The sequence below is a fragment of the Pseudoalteromonas sp. MMG033 genome (assembly GCF_057197785.1).
The window spans coordinates 1,169,686-1,194,265 of the sequence record NZ_JBXVAL010000002.1 but is presented as its reverse complement, the minus strand read 5'-3'; the positions used below and the strand labels follow the sequence as shown (position 1 = coordinate 1,194,265).

Here is a 24,580-nt window from a genome sequence, read left to right as displayed (position 1 = left end):
GAGTTAATTATTGTTGCCAAGAAACATTTGATGCAATTGAATGTAGATAGTACATCGTTTTTTAGTGGTTGACGATTACAAGTTATAATTAATTTCACATATATAATGCATACGATTTTTTACCTAGTAAGAAACGCTTGTCTTATTTTTATTATTCCAAATATAAGGATTAAAGGTTGTGTCTTTTGTCTCTTATATAGGTATATCGAGATTTTCTATTTTTTATTGTTGTGTTTTTTGGCCTTTTCTCTTGTGGCTTTTTATTGATTTAAAAAGCCAAAATGAGAATAGTTTTTCTTTAGACCAGTAACTTAAGCTTGCAAAGTTTGACTGGCTTCAAGTACTTCAACTCAAAGTTAGCTATTAAGTGTTGCTTTTTTCTATTGAGTTAATGTTTATGTATTACATCGTGTAATAATGTGTAATATTTTATTATTCCCAATCCTGTAATAATGAGTTTAATAAATTTAGGAAGGAGTCTTTTATGAAGCGTCGAGGGTTCATTAAATCAGCAGTTATTATGAGTGCATCAAGCGCAGCGGGTGTTTCCATGCCTGTTTGGGCACATCAAAATAAGCACACAACGGCATATACACAAAGATTAAATAACTCAGAACTTCTTTCTTGGAACATCACAAACCCCGCGATTTTAATTGAAAACCCACAACAAACTATCGTAGAAGTAAGCCTAAAGCCGAGAGTGGCAAGGCGCTATGGTAGCAAAGTATATATATTGTTTGAGTCAATGAATCAAATAGACATATACGATGATAAAGGAACAATATTAGGTTTTATTCCGCTGAGCATGCATGTTAAAGATTTTGCTATTGATGAAAAGCGCCAGCGTCTATTTGTAATAGGGGAAACGAGCTATTCTATTTATGCATTAGATTTTGAAGGCGATGTACTTGGCTCTTTTGGCGAATCTGGTAATGAATTGGCGCACCAACTTAATGGTGTTAAATCGATAACCGGCGACGCGTCTGGATATATACATGTTTTAGACTCTCATTCAAACAGCATAAAGATATACGACAATCAGGGCATATATCTGAAAAGTTATGGACCTAGGGAGTTATATACAAAAACTCGCTTCCTGACCATAGATGGATATAACTCTATAACCGCTATTGGTGGCAAGTTTGCAGATACCGTCTATAAATTTGATATTTCAGGTCAGTCTTTAGGGTAGTTTGATGACTCTAAGTTGTGCACAACCAACTCAGGTGTTGGCGGGCGCAAAGCTCGATTTACCTTGCCGTGTTAATGCTTTACTCGATGATGTTATTTCTATCAGCAATTCGCATTGGTGCAGGCACGTAAATACATCTTGTTTTACTGGTGAGTGGGATGTGCTCGCACTCTATGCTGATCAAGCTCATTTGGATGCTCATCCAATTTTACAATGTTTCTCAATCGAGGAATGTAACGGGCAGTTTTCACCTTTGCCTATCATGAAAAGCCTACCTGAAATTGAACGGTTTCTAAGCCAATTCAAATGTCCCTTTAAATCAGTGAGGCTGATGCGTTTAGGGGCGGGAAGTCAAATCTATCCACATCAAGACCATCGCTTATCTTTGGAGCACGGCGAAGCACGGATCCATATCCCCATTACTGGCTCTGAAGAAATTGAGTTTGTTGTTGGCGGACAAAAAGTGCCTATGCGCAATGGGGAATCTTGGTACGTCAATGCGGACTTAGAGCACAGTGTTTTGAATTGCGGCTTTAAGGCTAGGATCAATTTGGTGATTGATTGCAAGGTTAATGCGTGGCTTAAAAATATCATTGAATGTTCTGAGCAAAAATTTTAAAGCTGCATATACTCAATAAATGCACATAAGAGGATAAGGATTATGGTGCAATTTACCATACCTGAGGGACTTCATATTCGTCCCTCAACAGCAAGTGATAAGCCATTTATCGAAAAGCTGCACAGAGAAGTAAGACAGGACTTGCAGTGTATTGATGGTGAACAAGACTTTATTGAGTCCATCGTTGAGATGCAGTTAAAAGCGCAAACTCAAGGGTACGGTGCTCAGTACCCCAATGCAATGTACTTCATTATTGAAAAGCACGGTGAACCCATTGGCAAGGCCACGCTTGATTTTGGTCATAATGAAATTCGTTTAGTTGATATCGGTTTTTTGGCTGCAGCGCGAGGCCATGGTTTTGGGCGGGCAATTATTCAATCATTTCAGCACTGTGCGTCGCAGTCAGCTATGCCACTCACTTTGTCTGTTAGCTGTTTGAATCTGGGTGCAAAACGCCTGTATTTAGAACTGGGTTTTCAAACTGAATTGATACAACCGCCTCATGAATTATTGATTTGGTATCCCCCAGCAATGAAAAGCATAGTGGGTGTTTAAACTGGGTGTCACTTAGGCAGCCTTGTATTCACTTTACACAAAAAGAGTAGCAAGAAATGGAAATAGTAACGCATGAGTTAATGCACTCCTTAGTTGGTCAAAAAGTAGATGTCTTTTCGGTGCAGAATGAACAGCAAGTTGGTGAACTAGAAATTTTTAACGTAGAGAATGGCAGAATAGACACTGCGGAGTTTTCTTCCTTTAGTATTTCTCTTCGCGGAGACCCTAACAACCAACTTCCTCAAGATAATTATCTGTTTAAGCATAGTACGTTTGGTGAATATCCGATGTTTATGAGTATTTATGATGTTGATAAATATCAGATTGTTATTTCTCGCAAACGCAATTAAGAAGTGGGGAAACCCAAGTCAAAAGTAAGGAGTGGTTTTTATGGTTAATCCGTATTTAGGCATGATGCAGATGATTGCCTTTAACTTTCCACCTGTACACTGGGCTGCGTGCAATGGCGCATTGATTCCTGTCAACGACAACCCAGCGCTATTTTCATTGCTCTCAGATACATTCGGTGGCGATGCACGAACGAACTTTGGATTACCTGATATGCGAGGGCGAGCGCCTGTTTATCAAGGTAAATACGGTATATTGCAACAAGGTCAGAAGGGCGGTTTTGAGGAAGTTACCTTGACTAATGCCCAGACGGGACATAACCACGATTTTCAAGTTGATTCATTAGAGGGGGATAGTTTCCTTCCATTTAGTAACGCCAATCCAACAGCGCGTTACACCATATCGACTGCAAACACGCAATTTCCGACTGGGGTAAAAAAGTTTTACGCGCAAAACTCAGGTGGTTTGGATACTTTGTCATCGCAAAGTATTGGCACTGTAGGGCAAAACGCACCTCATACTAATTTACAACCAACAACGGTTTTGGGTTTTGTGATTGCACTTAACGGTGCGTATCCGCCAAGAAACTAAGTAAAGGAGCATAATATGAGTGATGCATATTTAGGTGAAATTCGTATGTTTGCAGGCGTGTATTCACCATACCACTGGTCATACTGTGCAGGCCAGCTACAAGCGATAACGGATAACGAATCTTTATTTAGTCTATTGGGTAGTAATTATGGTGGTGATGGTCGATCCACTTATGGCCTTCCAGACATGCGAGGGCGAATACCAGTAGGTGACGGGCAGGGGCCAGGCCTGACAAATCGAGTGATAGGTCAGCGGTATGGTGTTGAACAAGTTGTGTTGTCGACCTCACAATTACCAGCACACAGTCACCCCGTACAAATAACTAGTGCGACGTCTGAGTTACAAGCCCCAGTTGATGGTCAATCTTATATTGGTAGCGAGTTACATTTTTTACCTGATTCTACCGCAGGGTTAGAAACGAACCCATTCAGCGCTCGAGCCATAGGCACAACCGGTGGTGATGAAGCGCACGAAAACAGAATGCCTATGCTGTATCTCGGTTTTATTATTTGTATGAACGGTTTGTACCCGTCTCGGAATTAAAGGAGTATTGAAATGGATCCCTTTATTGGTCAAGTTGATATGTTGCCATATACCTTCGCTCCGGTTAGTTATGCGTTTTGTGATGGCCAGTTTGTTGATATTTCACAAAATCAGGCATTGTTTGCTGTGATTGGTACCACTTATGGCGGCAATGGACAGACAAATATGCAACTACCAGATTTGCAAGGCAGAAGCCCAACCATGTTTGGTACTGGACCTGGTCTTTCTCCTGGAGATCTTGGTAATCGGGTTGGGTTACCGGATGTTGTGTTAATGGAGAGTGAACTTCCGTCACATACCCATGAATTATATGCAGGCAAAACCATCAAAGATGGTCTGGTTGATCGCTCCAATGGCACTGGTTTGTTATCTGCGGCAAGAGCCACCACTGGTGGTGTCGCCCGTGTATATTCTTCCGATGATTTGGGAGGCTCAAATATTACTTTGAATCCTCAAGCGATATTGAGTAATGGGCAAAATCAAGCGCATGAAAATAGACAACCATACCTTGCTGTACAATTTTGTTTGTGTATGGATGGTATTTTTCCTCCTAGGAGTTAAGAGAGCAGTTAGCGGTGAAATTATTGGGCTGTTTTTTAATTCTATTCGCATTTGGGGTTGTCGCTGACACCCCCAATAGACCCTTCATTACTTTTAAAAATGACCTTGAAGAAATTAGGTTATACCCATCAACTCAAACGGATATTTATAGCAGCAATATTGGATTAGATTTTTATTTAAATTACAAACTTATTGCTCAAATCGATAAACAAAAAGCACATGGCATTGAGTCGATAGCACCAAATCAAATACTTGCGGAAAATGTAGAGAGTGCAACCATCCTAATATCACCTGCACCGACACAGTTTTTATCTGTTTATGAACAGCTAAAGCAATTAAGTGGAGTGATCACTATACAGCCTGATTTTGCAATTGTGCGTGCACATAAACAAGCTGAACAAGCACCTAATAGTATATTGAAAGCGCAACAGGTCAGGAAACTTCACAGCCATCAATGTATTTCGTCTTATCATCCAAAACGCATAGCAATTATTGATGACGGTTTGAGTTTATCAGAGCCTGCACTTTCAACGTTTAATGTATTACTCGCATACGATGCAGACCGCCAACAACTTTTATCAAAAACACAGGTCACAAATGGTCATGGCAGCATGGTTGCGAATGTTATAGCGAGCAACCTTAAGTCACAGGCAATTGGCCAAAGCGCTCCCGCAGCTGAGCTTGTGAGTATTCAGCAAGCTAGCACACTTAATTCCGCAATGATCCTAGCATTCAGTGTGTCTCAAAAAATGCAGGTAGACATCATTAATAGCAGTTGGACATTGCCTTTTGTTTCCGAGTTGTTGGCTAATGTGATCCGCGATGGGCTAACTGAAGGGGGCATTTCTTACATAATCGTATCGGCAGGCAACCATGCACAGGATGCTTGTGTGAGCAATAAGCTGTCGTTGATAAAAGGCGTAACAACAGTTGGTGCATTATCTCTCGATGGAACAATTGCACCGTTTTCAAATTATGGCCGGTGCGTCGATGTATATGCACCAGGCGTCTTTTCTAAAAAAGAACAAGGTTCAAATCTCACTATACATGGGACGTCTTCGGCTGCAGCTTGGGTCACCGGAGAAGTGTCACACCTGTTGGGGTGTGGCCTGACAAACAATGAAATTAAACTCAATAATAATTATTAAGCTCGTTTGATTTTTTAAACAGAGACTGCGCGCTGTTAACTAAGGAGTAAAGGCATGCAAGGGTATCGTGAACAGGGTTATGGAAGTACTGGTGATGAGGCAGAGCTCGTCAACATTGACTTTGCGAGTGAATATAGTGAGAACTTTCCTAAGATCTTACAAGCTTTAGGGGTTTCACTGGCTGTGTCTAGCTATCAATCACATGCTGTGATGCTACTTAGAAGTAGAGGAACGGCACTCAATTGCAGTGTAAAAAAGTTTGTCAGACCAATGGGCGTCTGCGTTAGTGAAGATAGACTTTTAGTCAGCACCGTGAATCGAATTGTGAACTTTAAAGCAAGCAGCATGTCTCGAAAAAGTGTACTTAACGGTGAAGTTGACAATATTGACACTTTGGCAAGCAAATTAAGAGATGAGCAGCGCGATACCGATGCATTTAAATCGCTTAGAGCAGAGCAGATCAGTGCAATAAAGCAATGTGATGTCTTATTTACAGAGCGCTCTTCGTTAACGACGGGGACGCTCAATACTCACGATATCGCTTGGGGCGATGACGGCTTATGGGTCGTTAACTCAAGCTTTTCTTGTCTTGCGACCCTTTCTTCAGAATCAGGGTTTACACCCCGTTGGAAGCCGCATTTTATCAGCGAGTTAAAACCGCAAGACCGTTGTCATTTAAATGGTATGGCCATGTTAGATGGGCAACCTAAATATGTCACAACGTTCAACACCCAAGACTATCAAGATTCATGGCGCACCGAGCTAAATGGCACGTTAATGGATGTAGAAAAAAATGAAATACTCATCAGTGGACTATCAATGCCACATTCACCAAGATGCCATGGTGGGAAAGTCTACTTATGTAACTCAGGCGAAGGTGAAATACTGTGTTATGACCCAAAAACTTGTGAAAAATCAGTTTTATGCACATTACCTGGTTTTACACGTGGACTGACATTTTATGGTGATTTGATGTTGGTCGCGACCAGTCATGTGCGTTCGTCTACCGTGGTTAATGATATACCTTTAACCAAAGCGCATACTCAAAAAGATACTGTCTGTGGCATATGGATTATCAATAAGCACAACGGTGAGATCTTATCAAAATTACAGTTTAAAGGCGATGTCAGCCAACTTTACGATCTTTGCATCATTCCCAACTCTACGTTTCCTGAAATGATCAGCGGTGATGACGCTATTTCTGCACATTTATATGAGTTTACGAAGGAGGAATTGAAATGAAAAAACTTGATATGACGACCTCGATATTAGGGGTGATGATCCCATCACTGGTTGCTGCAAATTCTTCTTCAAATATTGCGGATAGTTACTTCTTGCCAAATCACGAAGTGCCATCGCTTAGCTCCATACAAGTTGCAGACAGTATTCATTTTAACAACCAGCAAAGTAATAAACAGGGTGAGGTTTTTGGCATTGCTGAGCATACAAAGCTGCAACCAAATAACCAAGATGATGCAGCATCAGCTACGTTGTCTTTTTTGGCAGCGCAAGGCTTACTTGACAGCCAAGGGATGGGAGCGACTCAAGTTAATGGTGAAGTAAGTATTGCCAAAGAGCTTGCAGCATCTTGCCAAGCCTCTTTTGGTTGTACTACCGCCTATGGTAGTCAAGCCAGTTGTGAAGCTGCGCCTGGGCCTGGTGTATGGTTCCCTGATACCAATGATTGTACCGCAGCAGCCCCTGACCCGGATATTAACTTAAAAGGTAATGGTCAATCAATTACATCTGGCACGACGGCATTAAGTGCAAGCAACCATACTGATTTTGGTTCTCACCAAACAGGTGGCAGCAATTTTACTCGTACGTTTACCATAGAAAATGTTATCGCAGCTTCTACGCTTAATTTGAGCGGCTCTCCATTGGTGAGCATTTCAGCTTCCAGTGACTTTTCAATATCTAGCCAGCCTGGCGCTAGTTCTTTAAATGGGGTAACCAGCACGACATTTGTTGTTCAGCTAGATCCGACCACGGTCGGCTCACCAAATGCAACGGTGACCATCACCAGTAATGATCCCAATGAAGGCACTTATACTTTTAAAGTCGGTGCCACAGTCACTGCGGCCAATACCGCACCTGTGGTAGATTTAGATACAGCAGCCGGTGGTAATAACAGGTCGTCCTCTTTCAGTGAGGGCAGTGGGGGGGTTGGCATTACTAACAGTGCCAGCGTCACAGATGCTGAGTCAGATACCATTAAAACGATTACGGTTTCTCTGACAAATGACCAAGACGGGGCCTCGGAAGGACTGAATGTCACAGGCGCGGCGCAAAATGCTTTAAATGGGGTATCGGGCAGCTCAGATATCACCCTGCAAGATACCATTTCGATTACAGGGGCGACGGCAACACTTTCCCAAGTACAGACATTTTTAGACGCCATAACCTATAACAATACATCGTCTACACCTAATACAACGGCGAGAACGGTAACGGTCGTCGTCAATGATGGTACTGATAATAGTGTGTCGCGCACCTCAACGGTGAGTGTCGCGAATGTCACTTCGACCACCTCGTCGGGTGCATCGTTCAATACCACAACTGGTGCTAATTTAAACCCCGCGATTTTATTCACCAGTGAAGATGAATCTTTAACCATAGCGCAAACATCACATGCGACAGGATCTACAGCGGATGGCGGCGGTGGCACGGATACCTTGAATGTGTCAGATGGTGTGGATATCAGTGGACTGACGACACTGACAAATTTTGAGACGTTAGAGGCGGCAAACAACGGTAACTTGACCTTAAGTGAGACTCAGCATGAATCGTTTAGCACTATAAATGGTGTGGGTACGAATCAGTTTACTATCTCAAGTGCCAATGGCGATGCAGCTGTGACGGGGGATGCGGACATTGAAACCTATGTGTTAGGTGCTGCCATGACATTCACTTTGGGCAGTGCGTCGCAAAATGTCTCGGGTAGTAGCTCAAATGATGTCATTAATGTCGCAGCGCTTACACCAACAGGCACGCTTGATGCTAGTGGCGGGACAGGAGATACACTGCGTCTATCAAATGGCGCGAATATCGCGGGTGCAACTGTCTCAAATACAGAAATACTGGAATTGAACTCGGGTGCTTCGGTGACCATGACCGAAGCTCAGCATGATAGCTTTAGCTCCATTACGGCAACCGGTACAGATACGATTACCATTTCAGCAGCCACAGATGGGTTAACAGGCAATGCTGCAATAGAGTCATACGTTCTATCCGTCGGGAATACATTTACACTGGGCAGCGCTGGGCAAAACTTAACAGGGAGTGGCAACAACGATACTGTTAATGTGGGGACTCTGACCGCGACAGGCACATTAGCAGGCGGTATTGGTACAGATACGCTTAGTGTCGGAAATGGCGGCAGTATTGCTGGTGCAACCGTTTCGGGTTTTGAAAACCTCACTTTATCAAGTGGCGCATCCGCAACATTTAGTGCTGCACAACTTTCTCAGTTTTCAGGCACAGTCACGGCTGCTGGTACAGAGACTGTCTCTGTGACAGGCGATGGGAATCTGTCAACGGTTGCTGGCATCGAAAACTATACCATTGGTGATGACAGTACAAACACCCGCACGGTAACGGTAGCTGCTGCTGGTCATTCAGTGACTGCGACCAGTGTCACTGATGCAGTGACTTTTGACGTTGGGACATTAACATTTATAGGTACGCTCACAGGGGAAAATACGTCCGCTGATACATTGAGCTTATCCAATGGCGCAGACATTAGCGGCGCGACTATTTCAAATATTACTAATCTTGCCTTGGCAACTGGCGCGTCGGTGACTATGACAGCAGCGCAAAATGAGAACTTTAGTGGCTCAATCACCGCAGGTGGTACAGAAACCATCGTTATCTCAGGTGATGGTGATATAACAACGCTCTCAAGCATAGAAAATTACACAGTAGGGGATGACTCTAGTAATACACGCACGATAAATGTAGGCGCAACAACAAGTGTTTCGGCAACATCGGTGACGGATGCAATTACTTTTAATATTGCAGGACAAAGCTTTTCGGGTTCGTTAACAGGTCAAGCGACTGCTGCCGACATCGTGTCTGCCAGTGATGGTGCAAATACAACAGGTGCAAGTTTTAGCAATGTGGGTACATTGTCATTGGCAAGTGGTGCAACAGTAACGATTGACGTTCAAAATGTTAGTGACTTTTCAACAGCAATAAATGGTGCTGCGGGGACTGAAACGTTAAATTTGGTCAGTGGTGGTACGTTTGACTTTAGTTCGACCAGTGTCTCAAGTATTGAGACCATCTCATTAGGCTCCAATAGCGTCACTTCGGTGACCATTACCGATAACTTTTCTTCAAATGGCGGGACAGTCACCGTTAGTAACTCATCAGGAGCAGCTATTAATGCTGGGGTTACCATTAACGCATCTGCGTTAGCAGGTGATAGCTTGGTGATTTCCGCAACCGATTTAACGGGTAATGATACTTTAACAGGGGGTGACAGCGCCGACACGATAAGACCAGGCTCGGGTACAGATTCGATAACGGGTAACGGTGGTAATGATAACTTTGTCGGTAGTGCCAGCGATTTAAATGGGGACACCATCGCCGACCTTGCTGTGGGAGATATGATCACGGTGACGGGGGTCACTGGATTAACCACAAGCAACGTCAGATTTAACGGTAATAGTACCTTACAAGTGGATACCGATGCGACAGACTTTGCAGCAGTTGAAATTGCCCTGACGCTAACAAATTCACCAGGCGCAAGTTTAGATTTCACAGTCGCCGATAGCGGTGCGAATACAGTGATCACCTTTATTGCTGCCAACGATGTGCCTGTGTTTAGCTCACTAAATGGATTGTCTACGTTTACAGAAAATGGCTCAGCGATTGCCATTGATAGTGATGCGACTGTAGCAGATACTGAATTGGATGCCTTAAATGGGGGCACGGGTAATTACAATGATGCATCTTTAACCATCACCCGAAATGGTGGCGCTAATGCACAAGATGTGTTTGCGAACTTGAGTTTGCTTGGCACGTTAACTCAGGGGAATACTTTTACTTACAATGGCACCAGTGTTGGTACTGTGACGACAAACTCGGCTGGTACGCTTGTTCTGACATTTAATACCAGCGCAACATCGGCCATTGTTGATGGTGTGATCCAATCTATTTCCTATAGCAATACATCGGATGATCCGCCTTCAAGCGTAACACTAAATTACACATTTAATGATGGTACAGCGAACAGCACAGGCACAAACCAAGCGGTTGTAAATATTACAGCGCAGAATGATGCACCAACAGATATCGCATTATCTGCAACGAGTATCAATCAATCGGCAACGGGGACAAGCGTGAATGTGGGCACGCTGTCGACCACGGATCTCGATAGTGCCAATGTGCATGCATATAGCCTAGTTAATAGTGGCAGCAGTGCCAGCGGTACTTGTACAAGTAATGCCGGAAACAGCAGTTTCCAAATTAGCAGCTCGAATTTACAAACTCAGTCGGCACTAAGTGCTGGGGATTATATTGTCTGTGTTCAGACAAATGATGGCACGACAACATTCCAAGAGTCATTTACTATCACTGTTGTAGATAATGTCGCGCCAAACGCCCCTTCCACGCCAGATCTGGATGCAGGTTCAGACACCGGTGGTTCAAATACCGATAATGTCACATCAGATACTACGCCAACATTCAGTGGTACAGCTGAGTCTGGCAGTACGGTAAGGTTGTACAGCGACCAGTCTGGAAACACAGTGATTGGCAGTGGTACCGCAACAGGCGGTAATTGGCAGATCACCACAAGTGCATTATCAGCAACGACTCATGCCATTACAGCTAAGGCTACGGATGCTAGCAATAATGAAAGTAGCGCTTCAAGTGCTTTGAATGTGACTATAGATACATCAGCACCAAACGCGCCGAGCACGCCGGACCTGTCAGCCAGTAGTGATTCAGGTTCGTCCAACACAGATAATATTACAAACGATACAACGCCAACGATCACGGGCACAGGTACTACAGGTGACACTATTAACTTGTCATCCAATTTAGATGGTAATATCGGTAGTACGACTGTCTCGGGTGGTGCTTGGAGCATCACATCGTCTACGTTACAAGCGGGCAGTCATACTATTTCAGCGCAGTCTGTTGATAATGCAGGTAATACGGCGAACTCAGCGAGTAATTTATCGCTCACCTTAGACACGCAAGCCCCCAGTGGGCAAAGCGTTGCCTTGGGTGATACTTTATATTCCAACACCGAAAAAACCGCGGCTTCGTTTAGCTTTAGCAATGCCGAAGTAGGCGCAACCTACAGCTATACCATTTCGAGTAGCAATGGCGGCACGTCAGCAACGGGCAATGGCACAGTGACTTCTGCAAGCCAAACCATTTCTAATATAGATTTAAGTGCACTGAACGACGGTACGCTTACGCTGTCAGTGACGCTGACGGATACCGCAGGTAACGCGGCCACAGCGGTTACCGCAACCAGTGAGCTAGATACCAGTGCGCCAAGCGGTCACAGTGTGGCACTTAATGACACCAGCTATAACAGCACAGAAACGGGCAGTGCGAGCTTTAGCTTTAGCAGTGCAGAAGTGGGCGCGAGCTATACCTATACATTAAATAGCAGCAATGGCGGCACAGCGGTGACAGGCAACGGTAATATCACCAGCGCCTCACAAACGGTGAACATTGCAGATATCAGCGGGTTAAACGATGGCACACTCACGCTGTCAGTGACGGTCTCAGATGCGGCGGGCAATGCAGCCACAGCAGTAACAGACACTGCAACGCTTGATAAAACCAAGCCGACGGTAACCACTTTCAGTGCCTCAGACACCAACCTCAAAGCCGGTGAAACGGCGACGATTTCCATTGTATTGAGCGAAGCCAGTACGACCTTCACTTCATCAGACATTACCGTATCAGGTGGCTCACTGAGTAACTTCAGTGCGACTTCAAGCACACAATATAGCGTGCTCTTTACGCCAATGGCGGACTCAGAAACGAATGCCACGCTAGACATCGCGGCAGATACCTTTAGTGATGCAGCCGGCAATAACAACACCGCAGCAACGCAGTTGCCTATTACGGTGGACACCAAAGCGCCAATAGGTCACAGCGTGTCGCTGGGCGATACCTTATATTCCAACACTGAAAAAACCGCGGCTTCGTTTAGCTTTAGCAATGCCGAAGTAGGCGCAACCTACAGCTATACCATTTCGAGCAGTAATGGCGGCACATCAGCAACGGGCAATGGCACGGTGACCTCTGCAAGCCAAACCATTTCTAATATAGATTTAAGTGCACTGAACGACGGTACGCTTACGCTGTCTGTGACACTGACGGATACCGCAGGTAACGCAGCATCAGCGGTGACGGCGACGAGTACACTAGATACCAACGCGCCAAGTGGTCACAGTGTGGCACTCAATGACACCAGCTATAACAGCACAGAAACGGGCAGTGCGAGCTTTAGCTTTAGCAGTGCAGAAGTGGGCGCGAGCTATACCTATACATTAAATAGCAGCAATGGCGGCACAGCGGTGACAGGCAACGGTAATATCACCAGCGCCTCACAAACGGTGAACATTGCAGATATCAGCGGGTTAAACGATGGCACACTCACGCTGTCAGTGACGGTCTCTGATGCGGCGGGCAATGCAGCCACAGCAGTAACAGACACTGCAACGCTTGATAAAACCAAGCCGACGGTAACCACTTTCAGTGCCTCAGACACCAACCTCAAAGCCGGTGAAACGGCGACGATTTCCATTGTATTGAGCGAAGCCAGTACGACCTTCACTTCATCAGACATTACCGTATCAGGTGGCTCACTGAGTAACTTCAGTGCGACTTCAAGCACACAATATAGCGTGCTCTTTACGCCAACGGCGGACTCAGAAACGAATGCCACGCTAGACATCGCGGCAGATACCTTTAGTGATGCAGCCGGCAATAACAACACCGCAGCAACGCAGTTGCCTATTACGGTGGACACCAAAGCGCCAATAGGTCACAGCGTGTCGCTGGGCGATACCTTATATTCCAACACTGAAAAAACCGCGGCTTCGTTTAGCTTTAGCAGTGCCGAAGTAGGGGCAACCTACAGCTATACCATTTCGAGCAGTAATGGCGGCACATCAGCAACGGGCAATGGCACGGTGACCTCTGCAAGCCAAACGATTTCTAATATAGATTTAAGTGCACTGAACGACGGTACGCTTACGCTGTCTGTGACACTGACGGATACCGCAGGTAACGCAGCATCAGCGGTGACGGCGACGAGTACACTAGATACCAACGCGCCAAGTGGTCACAGTGTGGCACTCAATGACACCAGCTATAACAGCACAGAAACGGGCAGCGCGAGCTTTAGCTTTAGCAGTGCAGAAGTGGGCGCGAGCTATACCTATACATTAAATAGCAGCAATGGCGGCACAGCGGTGACAGGCAACGGTAATATCACCAGCGCCTCACAAACGGTGAACATTGCAGATATCAGCGGGTTAAACGATGGCACACTCACGCTGTCAGTGACGGTCTCTGATGCGGCGGGCAATGCAGCCACAGCAGTAACAGACACTGCAACGCTTGATAAAACCAAGCCGACGGTAACCACTTTCAGTGCCTCAGACACCAACCTCAAAGCCGGTGAAACGGCGACGATTTCCATTGTATTGAGCGAAGCCAGTACGACCTTTACTTCGTCAGATATCACCGTATCAGGTGGCTCACTGAGTAACTTCAGTGCGACTTCAAGCACACAATATAGCGTGCTCTTTACGCCAACGGCGGACTCAGAAACGAATGCCACGCTAGACATCGCGGCAGATACCTTTAGTGATGCAGCCGGCAATAACAACACCGCAGCAACGCAGTTGCCTATTACGGTGGACACCAAAGCGCCAATAGGTCACAGCGTGTCGCTGGGCGATACCTTATATTCCAACACTGAAAAAACCGCGGCTTCGTTTAGCTTTAGCAGTGCCGAAGTAGGGGCAACCTACAGCTATACCATTTCGAGTAGCAATGGCGGCACATCAGCAACGGGCAATGGCACGGTGACCTCTGCAAGCCAAACGATTTCTAATATAGATTTAAGTGCACTGAACGACGGTACGCTTACGCTGTCTGTGACACTGACGGATACCGCAGGTAACGCAGCATCAGCGGTGACGGCGACGAGTACACTAGATACCAACGCGCCAAGTGGTCACAGTGTGGCACTCAATGACACCAGCTATAACAGCACAGAAACGGGCAGCGCGAGCTTTAGCTTTAGCAGTGCAGAAGTGGGCGCGAGCTATACCTATACATTAAATAGCAGCAATGGCGGCACAGCGGTGACAGGCAACGGTAATATCACCAGCGCCTCACAAACGGTGAACATTGCAGATATCAGCGGGTTAAACGATGGCACACTCACGCTGTCAGTGACGGTCTCTGATGCGGCGGGCAATGCAGCCACAGCAGTAACAGACACTGCAACGCTTGATAAAACCAAGCCGACGGTAACCACTTTCAGTGCCTCAGACACCAACCTCAAAGCCGGTGAAACGGCGACGATTTCCATTGTATTGAGCGAAGCCAGTACGACCTTCACTTCATCAGACATTACCGTATCAGGTGGCTCACTGAGTAACTTCAGTGCGACTTCAAGCACACAATATAGCGTGCTCTTTACGCCAACGGCGGACTCAGAAACGAATGCCACGCTAGACATCGCGGCAGATACCTTTAGTGATGCAGCCGGCAATAACAACACCGCAGCAACGCAGTTGCCTATTACGGTGGACACCAAAGCGCCAATAGGTCACAGCGTGTCGCTGGGCGATACCTTATATTCCAACACTGAAAAAACCGCGGCTTCGTTTAGCTTTAGCAATGCCGAAGTAGGCGCAACCTACAGCTATACCATTTCGAGTAGCAATGGCGGCACGTCAGCAACGGGCAATGGCACAGTGACCTCTGCAAGCCAAACGATTTCTAATATAGATTTAAGTGCACTGAACGACGGTACGCTTACGCTGTCTGTGACACTGACGGATACCGCAGGTAACGCAGCATCAGCAGTCACCGCAACCAGTGAATTAGATACATCCAGCCCATCAGTGACAACATTCAGTGCGTCAGATACGGCACTCAAGATTGGTGAAACTGCGACGGTTACTATTGTATTGAGTGAGTCGAGTGATAATTTCACAGTAGATGATGTGAGCGTTTCAGGAGGGACTTTAAGCAAATTCACTGCTACTTCAGGAACACAGTATAGCTTGGTGTTCACGCCGAGTGAAAATTCAGAAGCGGATGCTACGCTTGATATTCTTGCTGACAAGTTTACCGACAGCGCTGGCAACCCAAATACAGCGGCGCAGCAAATCACCTTGAGTGTCGATACCAGTACGCCGACAGGGCAAGCTGTAAATATAGATCAGGCTCTTATCAATAGAGATAATGAGTCTGCTCTGAGTTTTAGTTTAACTGGTCTGGAGAGCTCGGGTACATTCACATACAGCATTACAGATGCAAATAATGCCTCGGTGACTGGCAATGGCAATATTACAGCTGCTACCGCGCAAGTATCCGCGATTGATGTGAGTAATCTAGCTGAAGGTACTTTAACGTTAACGGTAATCGTGACAGATGCGGCCGGAAATAGTGCAAATCAGATTTCAGACACTGTTACTAAAAAGTATAATGTGGCGCCGACTCTATCTGGCCAGCCTACAACGTCGATTGCGCAAGGCCAAGCATATAGCTTTACACCTACTTTGGTTGATCCTGATGAGCAAGATACACACACTTACAGCATCACTAACTTACCTAGTTGGTTGACGTTTAGTACAACGACAGGTGTACTTTCTGGCACGCCAGCGGATGCTGATGTAGGCGAGTACAATGGCATTGTGATTTCGGTGAATGATGGCACTGATTCAGCGTCATTGGCGAGCTTTAATATTGAAGTGACCAATGTTAATGATGCGCCAAGTGGCACAGCGTTTAATTTTGCCACTCAAGAGGCTGGCACGCTGAGCGTAACAGCGCAAGCGGGCTTACTCAGTACAGCAACTGATGATGATACTGATAACGGAGATACGCTCACTGTGGAACAGGTTACCGCTCCTTCATTTGGTCAGTTGACACTTAATACAGATGGCAGCTTTACCTATCAGCATGATGGTAGCGAAAACCATACTGATCAATTTACCTATCGGGTTAAAGATGCATCAAACGCGACATCTGATACCTATACGGTGACGATTAATGTCACGCCAGTTGCGGATGCGCCAACAGCGGTGAATGATGTGTTGACCGTGGTTGAAGATAATGCAGGTAACATAGATTTATTGGCTAACGACAGCGATCCTGAGCAAGATATGGTGGCCTCTTCTGCGACGGTTGTTACGGCACCTAGCAAAGGGAGTGTGAGCCTATTAAATGGGGTTGCGACCTATACACCAAATGCCAATGAAAATGGTGTTGATACATTCACTTATACTGTCAAAGATGCGCAGCAAAACACCTCTAATACGGCGACGGTGACGGTGACCATTACCGCGGATAATGACCTCCCTGTAGCGAAAGAGTTAGTTATCAATACATCTGAGGATACTCATTCAGATCCGCTGCAAGTTCGTGCGCAGACTACGGATATAGAGGATGGTATACCAACAGGAGACTTGGCAATATCGACTCAGCCAAGTAAAGGTAGTGTTGTTATTGACCAACAGCAGGGTACGTTTGTTTATCAACCTGCTGCGAATCAAACAGGCTCAGATAGCTTTGCTTACACGGTAGCAGATAGCGCTGGGGCTATATCAGCACCGATGACAATTACCGTGAATATTGGTGCGGTAAACGATAAACCTGTGGCCGCTGCTGATAGCGTCATAACCGATGAGGATGTGAGCACTCTGTTGTCGATTTTATCAAACGACAGTGATGTAGAAGATCAAGGTTTCAACGGGGCGAATATTACACTTGAGGATCAAGGTAATGGCGCGGGTAGCTATGAAAAAGCCTTGGTGACTATCCAAGCTGACGGACAGCTTAATATTGCGCCTGTTGCAAACCAGAATGGCACCTTCACGTTTAACTATACCCTGACTGACAGTGAAGGTTTAACCTCTGATCCTGCCCAAGTAACAGTCACTTTAACCCCAGTGAATGATGCGCCAGTGGCCGTTGATAACACTGCGAGCTTACAAGAAGAGGGCTCATTTGAAGTGAACGTCTTGGGCAATGATACGGACGTAGATGAAAATGATAGTTTTAATTTTGCTAGTGTAACTGTGGTTGATCAGCCTCAATTTGGTCAGGTGGTTGTCAATGCGCAAGGCGGGATTGTGTATACCCCGAACGAGCATTACTTTGGCGATGATACTTTTACATATACGGTTCAAGATGCAGCGGGCGCAACGTCTAATAAAGCCACGGTGACAATGACGGTGACCCCTGTGAACGATGCACCGATTGCGCAGGCTCAAAACCTGAATTTAGATGAAGATGGCAGTTTACTTATTACGCTCAGTGCGACTGATCAGGAAAATGATACGCTGAGCTACCGCGTTGTCACAGGTGTGTCTAGCGGGACATTGGTGCAGCAATCAGATACAACTTGGTTATATACACCAACATCAAATTTCAACGGGGTAGACGCCTTCACCTTCTTATCAAATGATGGTACAGATGACTCTGCGGCTGCAACTGTATCTTTGACAGTCAACGCGGTGAATGACCAACCTACGGTCACAGGGCAAGCTGTTAGCGCAGATGAAGAGACGCAGGTAAATATTACTCTCAGTGCAGAAGATATAGATAACGATAATCTTACTTACCTACTTGTTGGTGAGCCAAGCAATGGTAGCTACTCACTCAATGGCAATGTGTTGAGCTATACAGGTAACTTAGATTACTTTGGAGCGGATAGCTTTACCTTTAAAGTGAACGATGGTCAGGTAGACTCAGAATTAGCGACGGTGAATATCACTGTTAATAATATCAATGATGCGCCAACGATTTCAGGTAGTCCAAGTAACCAAGTTAATGAAGACAGTGCATACAGTTTTGTGCCTACTGCTGAAGATAAAGATGGCGACAATTTAACATTCGCCATTGAAAACTTACCGAGTTGGATGTCCTTCGATAGCACAACGGGTGCAATATCAGGCACACCTGTCAATGCAAATGTTGGCTATACACAGGCATTGTGATCAGTGTTTCAGATGGTACAGAAACAGTCGCACTCACTGCGTTTAACATTACCGTTGTTAATACCAATGACGCACCAACGATAAGCGGCGCACCTTCAACATCTATTAATGAAGACAGTGCGTATAGCTTTACCCCAAGTGCAACGGATATTGACGGGGATACCTTAACCTTTAGTATTCAAAATGCACCAGCTTGGATTGAGTTTAATACTGCCACAGGAGAAATGACAGGCATACCGCTTGACGCCAATGTTGGTACTGACACTAATATTATTGTTTCTGTCAGCGATGGTCAGGTAAGTGCGTCATTAGCGGCATTTGATATTGTTGTTAATAATACTAATGATGCTCCGACAGCACTTGCACCAAGCTACAGCATTAGCGAGGGAGCAACACTAAATGTAAGCAGTGTTGAAGGCTTGCTAAGCGGTAACTTTGCCCTTGACGATGATTTAGATAGCAATGATGTATTGTCGATTGTTGATTTAACTCAGCCAACGTTTGGCACTTTGATTGTGAATGCAGATGGCAGCTTTACCTACGCGCATAACGACAGTGAAACGCAAAGTGATAGCTTTACTTATCGACTACAAGACAGCTTTGGTGCTCAATCTACGGTTGTGACTGCAAGTATTGCAATCACGCCAGTGTCAGAGCCTCCTGTTGCTGTAGATGACAATGCGCAAACCAATGAAGATGTGCCAGTGACGGTAAATCTATTGAGCAATGACACGGATCCTGAAGGGGATATTGTGGCCTCTTCTGCTGTTGTCGTTGATCAACCAGCTATTGGCTCTGTATTAATTGAAAATGGAGTGGCGACTTATACACCTAATCAAGATGTAAATGGCACTGATTTATTTACCTATATTGTATCAGACCAAGATTCTAATAATTCAGACAAAGCCACTGTATCGATCACCATTTCGGCGATAAATGATGTGCCACAAGTTGAAGACATCACAGTGAATATCGACGAAGATGCTGAACAAACCAGCATCAATGTCAGGGCCTTTGCAACGGATATTGAAGATGGTATCCCTGCTGGCGATATTGCAGTCGTCACTGCACCACAAAAAGGCCGTGCCGTGTCTAATGATGATACTGGCTCAATTGAGTATACGCCGTTTGAAGACGATGAAGGTACAGACAGCTTCACTTATACAATTGCAGATAGCAACGGAGCTGTTTCTGATTTGGCCACTGTGTCAATTAATATTGGTGAAATAAATGACGCGCCAATCGCAGCGGATGATAGTGTAACAACGCAAGAAGATACACAGATCACGCTTAATGTCTTATCAAATGATACTGATGTTGAAGACGAAGGGTTTAACGGCGCGAATATTACTTTACAAACTAATGGGGTGTTTGATTTCGCAACGGTGGATATCTTAACAGATGGTCAATTGCAAATTACTCCGACACAAGACCAAAATGGTCAGTTCAGCTTCACTTATACGTTGAACGACAGTGAAGGGTTGAGCTCCTTGCCTGCCACAGTTAATCTGACAATTGAAGCTGTGAATGATGCACCAGTGGCCATTGATGATATAGCTGCCCTTGAAGAGGAAGGGGCGTTTGCGGTGAATGTGCTGGGCAATGATACAGACGTGGATGGTAACAATGAAATAGACCCATCAAGTGTGACAATTGTGAGCTCTCCAGCAAAAGGTCAAGTCAGTATTGATGGGCTTGGTCGAATTGTATACACCGCCAATACTAATGAAGTGGGTAATGATACTTTTACTTACACAGTCAAAGACACCTCAGGCCTAGAGTCCAATGTCGCCACTGTGACAATGAGCATAGATAATGTCAACGATGCGCCAGATGCCCAAGATGATAGCTATTCAGAAGAGACCTTTGATGAAGCTACTGGCACATACCGCTTAGCAGTACTTAGCAACGACAGCGATGTGGATTCTGGGGATTCTCTGACGCTTTTAAGTGCTCAAGCGTCAGTTGGCAGTGTACAAGTAGAAGGTAATGAGCTGGTTTACACACCCGAAGATACGTTTAACGGGGTGGTGATCATCGACTATGTCATTAAGGATGAGGCCGGGGAAATTAGCAGAGCGGTTGCTGAGCTTACTGTGGTCAGAAATGATGCGCAGGGCACACCTCCAACAATTAACGTGCCAGCAGATATTAATGTCAATGCAACGGCTTTATTCACTAAAGTGGAGCTTGGCAATGCAACAGCTACAGACAGTAATGGCAATGTCATTGGCGTATCACTTGTGGATAATAATGTGTTGTTCCCTCCAGGTCGCCACCTTGCGACATGGCGAGCTCAAGATAGCAATGGTTTGAGCACATTTGCCACACAAAATGTATTTGTGAATCCTCTCGTTTCTTTAGCTAAAGACACACAATTATCTGAAGGTCAAAGCTTTGCATTAGGCGTCTTCTTAAATGGTGAGGCCATAGAGTATCCAGTACAAATACCTTATACAGTATCTGGTACGGCGAATAGTTCAGATCATTCACTTAGCAATGGTACGCTTTCGATAGCGTCTGGCATCGAGGGTGAGATCACCTTCAGTATTTTTGAAGATGGACTGAGTGAGGGTAACGAAACCATTATAATCACACTTGATGACTCATTGAATCGAGGCGCTAAATTCTCCACCCAAGTGACTATTGTTGAAGAAAATGTCGCGCCTAGTATTGTTCTTAGCGCTAGGCAAGACAACGAGTTACGTACGACCGTAACGGCAAGTGAGCAATTGGTGACTGTGTCGGCGCAGGTGAGTGATCCGAATATTGGTGATAGTGTGCAGTTACAATGGAGTGCACTAGATAATGAGTTACAGAATATCAGTACAGTAGAAAATGAATTTATCTTCTCAGCTCAATCTCTTAGCACCGGTATTTATGGGGTTTCAATTACCGCGACGGATGATGGTGAGCCAAGCCTCGCTAGTACAGCCCAAATCTACCTAGAGGTCGTGCCTGAACTAGTTGTTCTGACGGACCAAGATACGGATGGCGATTTAATTCCAGATAATGAAGAGGGCCATTCTGATTCCGATAATGATGGTATTCCAGACTTTCAAGACGCGATAACTGATTGTAACGTTATGCAAGAGCAGGCACTTGAATCTTCTCAATTTTTGATTGAGGGCGAGCCAGGTGTATGCATCCGTAAAGGTGTAACGATTGCGCAGAATTCGACTGGCGGTGTACAACTCCTGCCTGAAGAATTACAACAAGATGATACCGCTACCAATATAGGGGGGTTATTTGATTTCATCGCTGTTGGTCTTCCGCAAGCGGGTGATAGTTATAGCATTGTTATTCCACAGCGTAACCCGATACCTATAAATGCAGTATATCGAAAATTAGTCGGTACTCAGTGGGTTGATTTTGTCATTGATGAACAAAACAAAATCTACTCTTCACTCGGAGAACCAGGATATTGTGCCCCTCCAGGAAGTGAGGTTTGGCAAGAGGGACTCACTGAAGGTGATTGGTGTGTCAAACTACAGATTGTAGATGGCGGACCAAATGATGACGATGGCATAGCTAATGGTAGCATCATCGACCCAGGGGGGGTTGCAATTGTCAATAATGGTAACTCTTTACCTGTTGCTGTTGCTGATGAGAAAATTGTGGGTTCTGGACAAGCTATTCAGATAGACGTGCTTGCAAATGACACAGACGCCGATGGTGATGCTTTAACTATCACAAGTGCATCAGCTGATTTTGGTACTGTCGTGATTGAAGACAATAAATTGCTTTATACACCACCTCAAACTTTTGTTGGTACTGCAACGATTCAATACAGTATCACAGATGGGCAAGGCGGAACGGCGAGCAATACGGTCACAGTTAATTTGACTGTGAATTCAGCTCCCACAACGACATTAGATGTAGCATCGACGACGGATCAAGCATCAATCATCTTAAATGTATTGGAGAATGATTTTGATGCTGATGGGGATACATTCTCAGTCATTGAAGCTGTCGCACAAAATGGCACCGTCAGTATTAATTCAGATGGGACCATTTCATATACACCTAAATCTGGTTTTGAAGGTGTAGATATCGTGACATACACAGTTTTAGATAGTAAAGGTGCGATTTCCAAGGGAATAGCGCAAGTTACCGTTACAGCTTACAAAGCTGTCGCAATTGAAAATACGTCATCAGGCAGCCTAGGAGGGGGACTTATTTTGATACTTTCAGCATTATTAGTACGTAGACGCAAATCGGTATTACCAAGTTTTGCACTGGTCTCTTTAAGTTGTATTTTACCTTCTACTGCTTATGCGGATGGTTGGGTTTTAAAAGGCACACTTGGACAAGCACATGCTGCGGAGCGAGTAGATAATAACTCTGGCCTGCAAATCAAAAATATAGATAACACCAGTGAATCATGGTCCGTAAGTAGCTATTATGAGTTGCTCCCAAATTGGCATGTCGGGATCGGGTATGTTGATTTAGGGCAAGGGCGGGTTGACTTTGAGGGGGAGAGTTTATCGCCAGCAGAGTCACATCTAGCTGTTTCTCGTATTGCACCGGTATTGCCCGAAGGCTTTACATTACAAGTCAATTATGACCTTTACCGTTGGCAAAAATTAACGGCAGAGGTCTTCGTTGGTGTATTCGACTGGGAGTATAAAATTACCAGTACACGAGATGAGCGTTTTTTACAAACTTATGAGGCTGCTGAAACAAATGCTTTTATGGGCGCTGAGTTGGGTTATCAGTTAAGTGAACGTGTAGAGTTAGGCGTTCAGTATCGGTATTTTGATATAAGCGAGAATAATATAAATGAGGTGTCAATGCTGATGGCTGTGAAGTTTTAACCTTCATTGGACTTTGCAAGGGCTGTTTAATTAACAGCTCTTGCAGATAAGTTTATCATTCGTAGCTGTTTTCCCCCATTAAGTATGCTAGAAATACTAAGAGCCTACTTGAGCTGTGTTATAAAGCGTTTTATGACTTACTTCCTAATAAAATTAAGCCTAAAGAACACGACTTCTTAGCCAGCACTTATTCTTCATTTACAAAATTCATTGATATCTTTTGTGGTCTTTCAAAGTGACGTGTTAACCCAGGCGAATGTGTGTGCTCGAATAAGATTCTAGATTTAATGATGTGAGTTCATGAAGCGATTATGTTAGAGCCGCTTCTTATTTTTTAGCATAGTAATATATCTTGTCTACTGTATTCTCAAACTATTTGTATGTAATTGACCCTTGTTTATTGTTCCTCTCTGAACATTTGTATTCAGCCATTTACCCATCCTCAGAAATTTTGGCTCAGGTGCATATGCTTTTTATCAGGGAAGTACCTAAGTGCTTAGACATATCTTATTGAGGTAATGATAAAATTTTTCACTCAATTTTAGCAGCTATATTCCACCAACAGAAAGCTAACTGCTTGTCATTTTTTTACCGTGAAATTCAGGTTTATCACCTGGATATCGGGGAAGTATTTTCATGTATATATTCATATTTATTGTCTGAAATATAATTATCGTTTTTGAGTGTTATGGTGTGGATATGAATTTTCTATTTTTTGTTTGGGTTAAATTAGGTGCTATTAATATTGTTATAAAAGCAATTGGGTTTATATTTTGTTTATGGTGTTAATTTTTTGTTTGGCCCCTGGCTGTGCGCTACTTTTACTAATGGCGAGTTCATTAATTAATCTATATATAGGAAATCATTACTTTTATTGAACATGAAAAGATTAATTTAATTTAAAATTAAGTATTTTTCATTGATTTTAATTTCGCTAAAGTGTATAAATCCGGTAATTTAAAGTGGTCTGATGTTTTTAAAGGGAA

General features: G+C 44.5%; 11 protein-coding genes. All 11 read left to right on the top strand.

What is annotated here, in order from left to right:
• Positions 1 to 484 precede the first annotated feature (484 nt).
• Genes AC2CZC_RS26100 through AC2CZC_RS26050 form a run of 11 tightly spaced genes read left to right on the top strand, consistent with a single transcriptional unit; the run spans position 485 to position 23,594 of the window.
• The gene (locus AC2CZC_RS26100; RefSeq protein WP_484585262.1) at positions 485 to 1,192 is read left to right on the top strand and encodes an NHL repeat-containing protein; all 708 of its coding nucleotides are present in this window, start codon (positions 485 to 487) and stop codon (positions 1,190 to 1,192) included.
• Positions 1,193 to 1,196: 4 nt separating this feature from the next.
• Positions 1,197 to 1,811, top strand: coding sequence for an aspartyl/asparaginyl beta-hydroxylase domain-containing protein (locus AC2CZC_RS26095; protein WP_484585261.1), 615 nt, complete (start codon positions 1,197 to 1,199; stop codon positions 1,809 to 1,811).
• Between the two features lie 42 nt (positions 1,812 to 1,853).
• The gene (locus AC2CZC_RS26090) at positions 1,854 to 2,366 is read left to right on the top strand and encodes a GNAT family N-acetyltransferase (RefSeq protein ID WP_484585260.1); all 513 of its coding nucleotides are present in this window, start codon (positions 1,854 to 1,856) and stop codon (positions 2,364 to 2,366) included.
• Positions 2,367 to 2,422: 56 nt separating this feature from the next.
• Positions 2,423 to 2,716, top strand: coding sequence for a DUF6916 family protein (locus tag AC2CZC_RS26085; protein WP_237139529.1), 294 nt, complete (start codon positions 2,423 to 2,425; stop codon positions 2,714 to 2,716).
• Positions 2,717 to 2,756: 40 nt separating this feature from the next.
• A complete protein-coding gene (locus AC2CZC_RS26080) occupies positions 2,757 to 3,305 on the top strand; it encodes a phage tail protein (RefSeq protein WP_063363286.1) in 549 nt (182 codons plus the stop codon).
• Positions 3,306 to 3,320: 15 nt separating this feature from the next.
• A complete protein-coding gene (locus AC2CZC_RS26075) occupies positions 3,321 to 3,848 on the top strand; it encodes a phage tail protein (protein WP_484585259.1) in 528 nt (175 codons plus the stop codon).
• 12 nt (positions 3,849 to 3,860) lie between these two features.
• Complete coding sequence (locus tag AC2CZC_RS26070; protein WP_484585258.1) at positions 3,861 to 4,409, top strand: phage tail protein; 549 nt, start codon at positions 3,861 to 3,863, stop codon at positions 4,407 to 4,409.
• A 14-nt stretch (positions 4,410 to 4,423) separates the two neighbouring features.
• Positions 4,424 to 5,557 (top strand): S8 family peptidase, encoded by a 1,134-nt coding sequence (locus tag AC2CZC_RS26065; RefSeq protein ID WP_484585257.1) that lies wholly within the window; start codon positions 4,424 to 4,426, stop codon positions 5,555 to 5,557.
• A gap of 54 nt (positions 5,558 to 5,611) precedes the next feature.
• Entirely contained in the window at positions 5,612 to 6,799 is a 1,188-nt protein-coding gene (locus AC2CZC_RS26060) for a TIGR03032 family protein (RefSeq protein WP_484585256.1), read from the top strand.
• Positions 6,796 to 18,777 carry a tandem-95 repeat protein gene (locus tag AC2CZC_RS26055; protein ID WP_484585255.1) on the top strand — a complete coding sequence of 3,994 codons (11,982 nt, stop codon included), beginning with the start codon at positions 6,796 to 6,798 and terminating at the stop codon, positions 18,775 to 18,777. Before AC2CZC_RS26060 ends, AC2CZC_RS26055 begins: the two co-directional genes overlap by 4 nt.
• A complete protein-coding gene (locus AC2CZC_RS26050) occupies positions 18,774 to 23,594 on the top strand; it encodes an Ig-like domain-containing protein (protein WP_484585254.1) in 4,821 nt (1,606 codons plus the stop codon). The genes AC2CZC_RS26055 and AC2CZC_RS26050 overlap by 4 nt, the downstream gene beginning before the upstream one ends.
• Positions 23,595 to 24,580 lie beyond the last annotated feature (986 nt).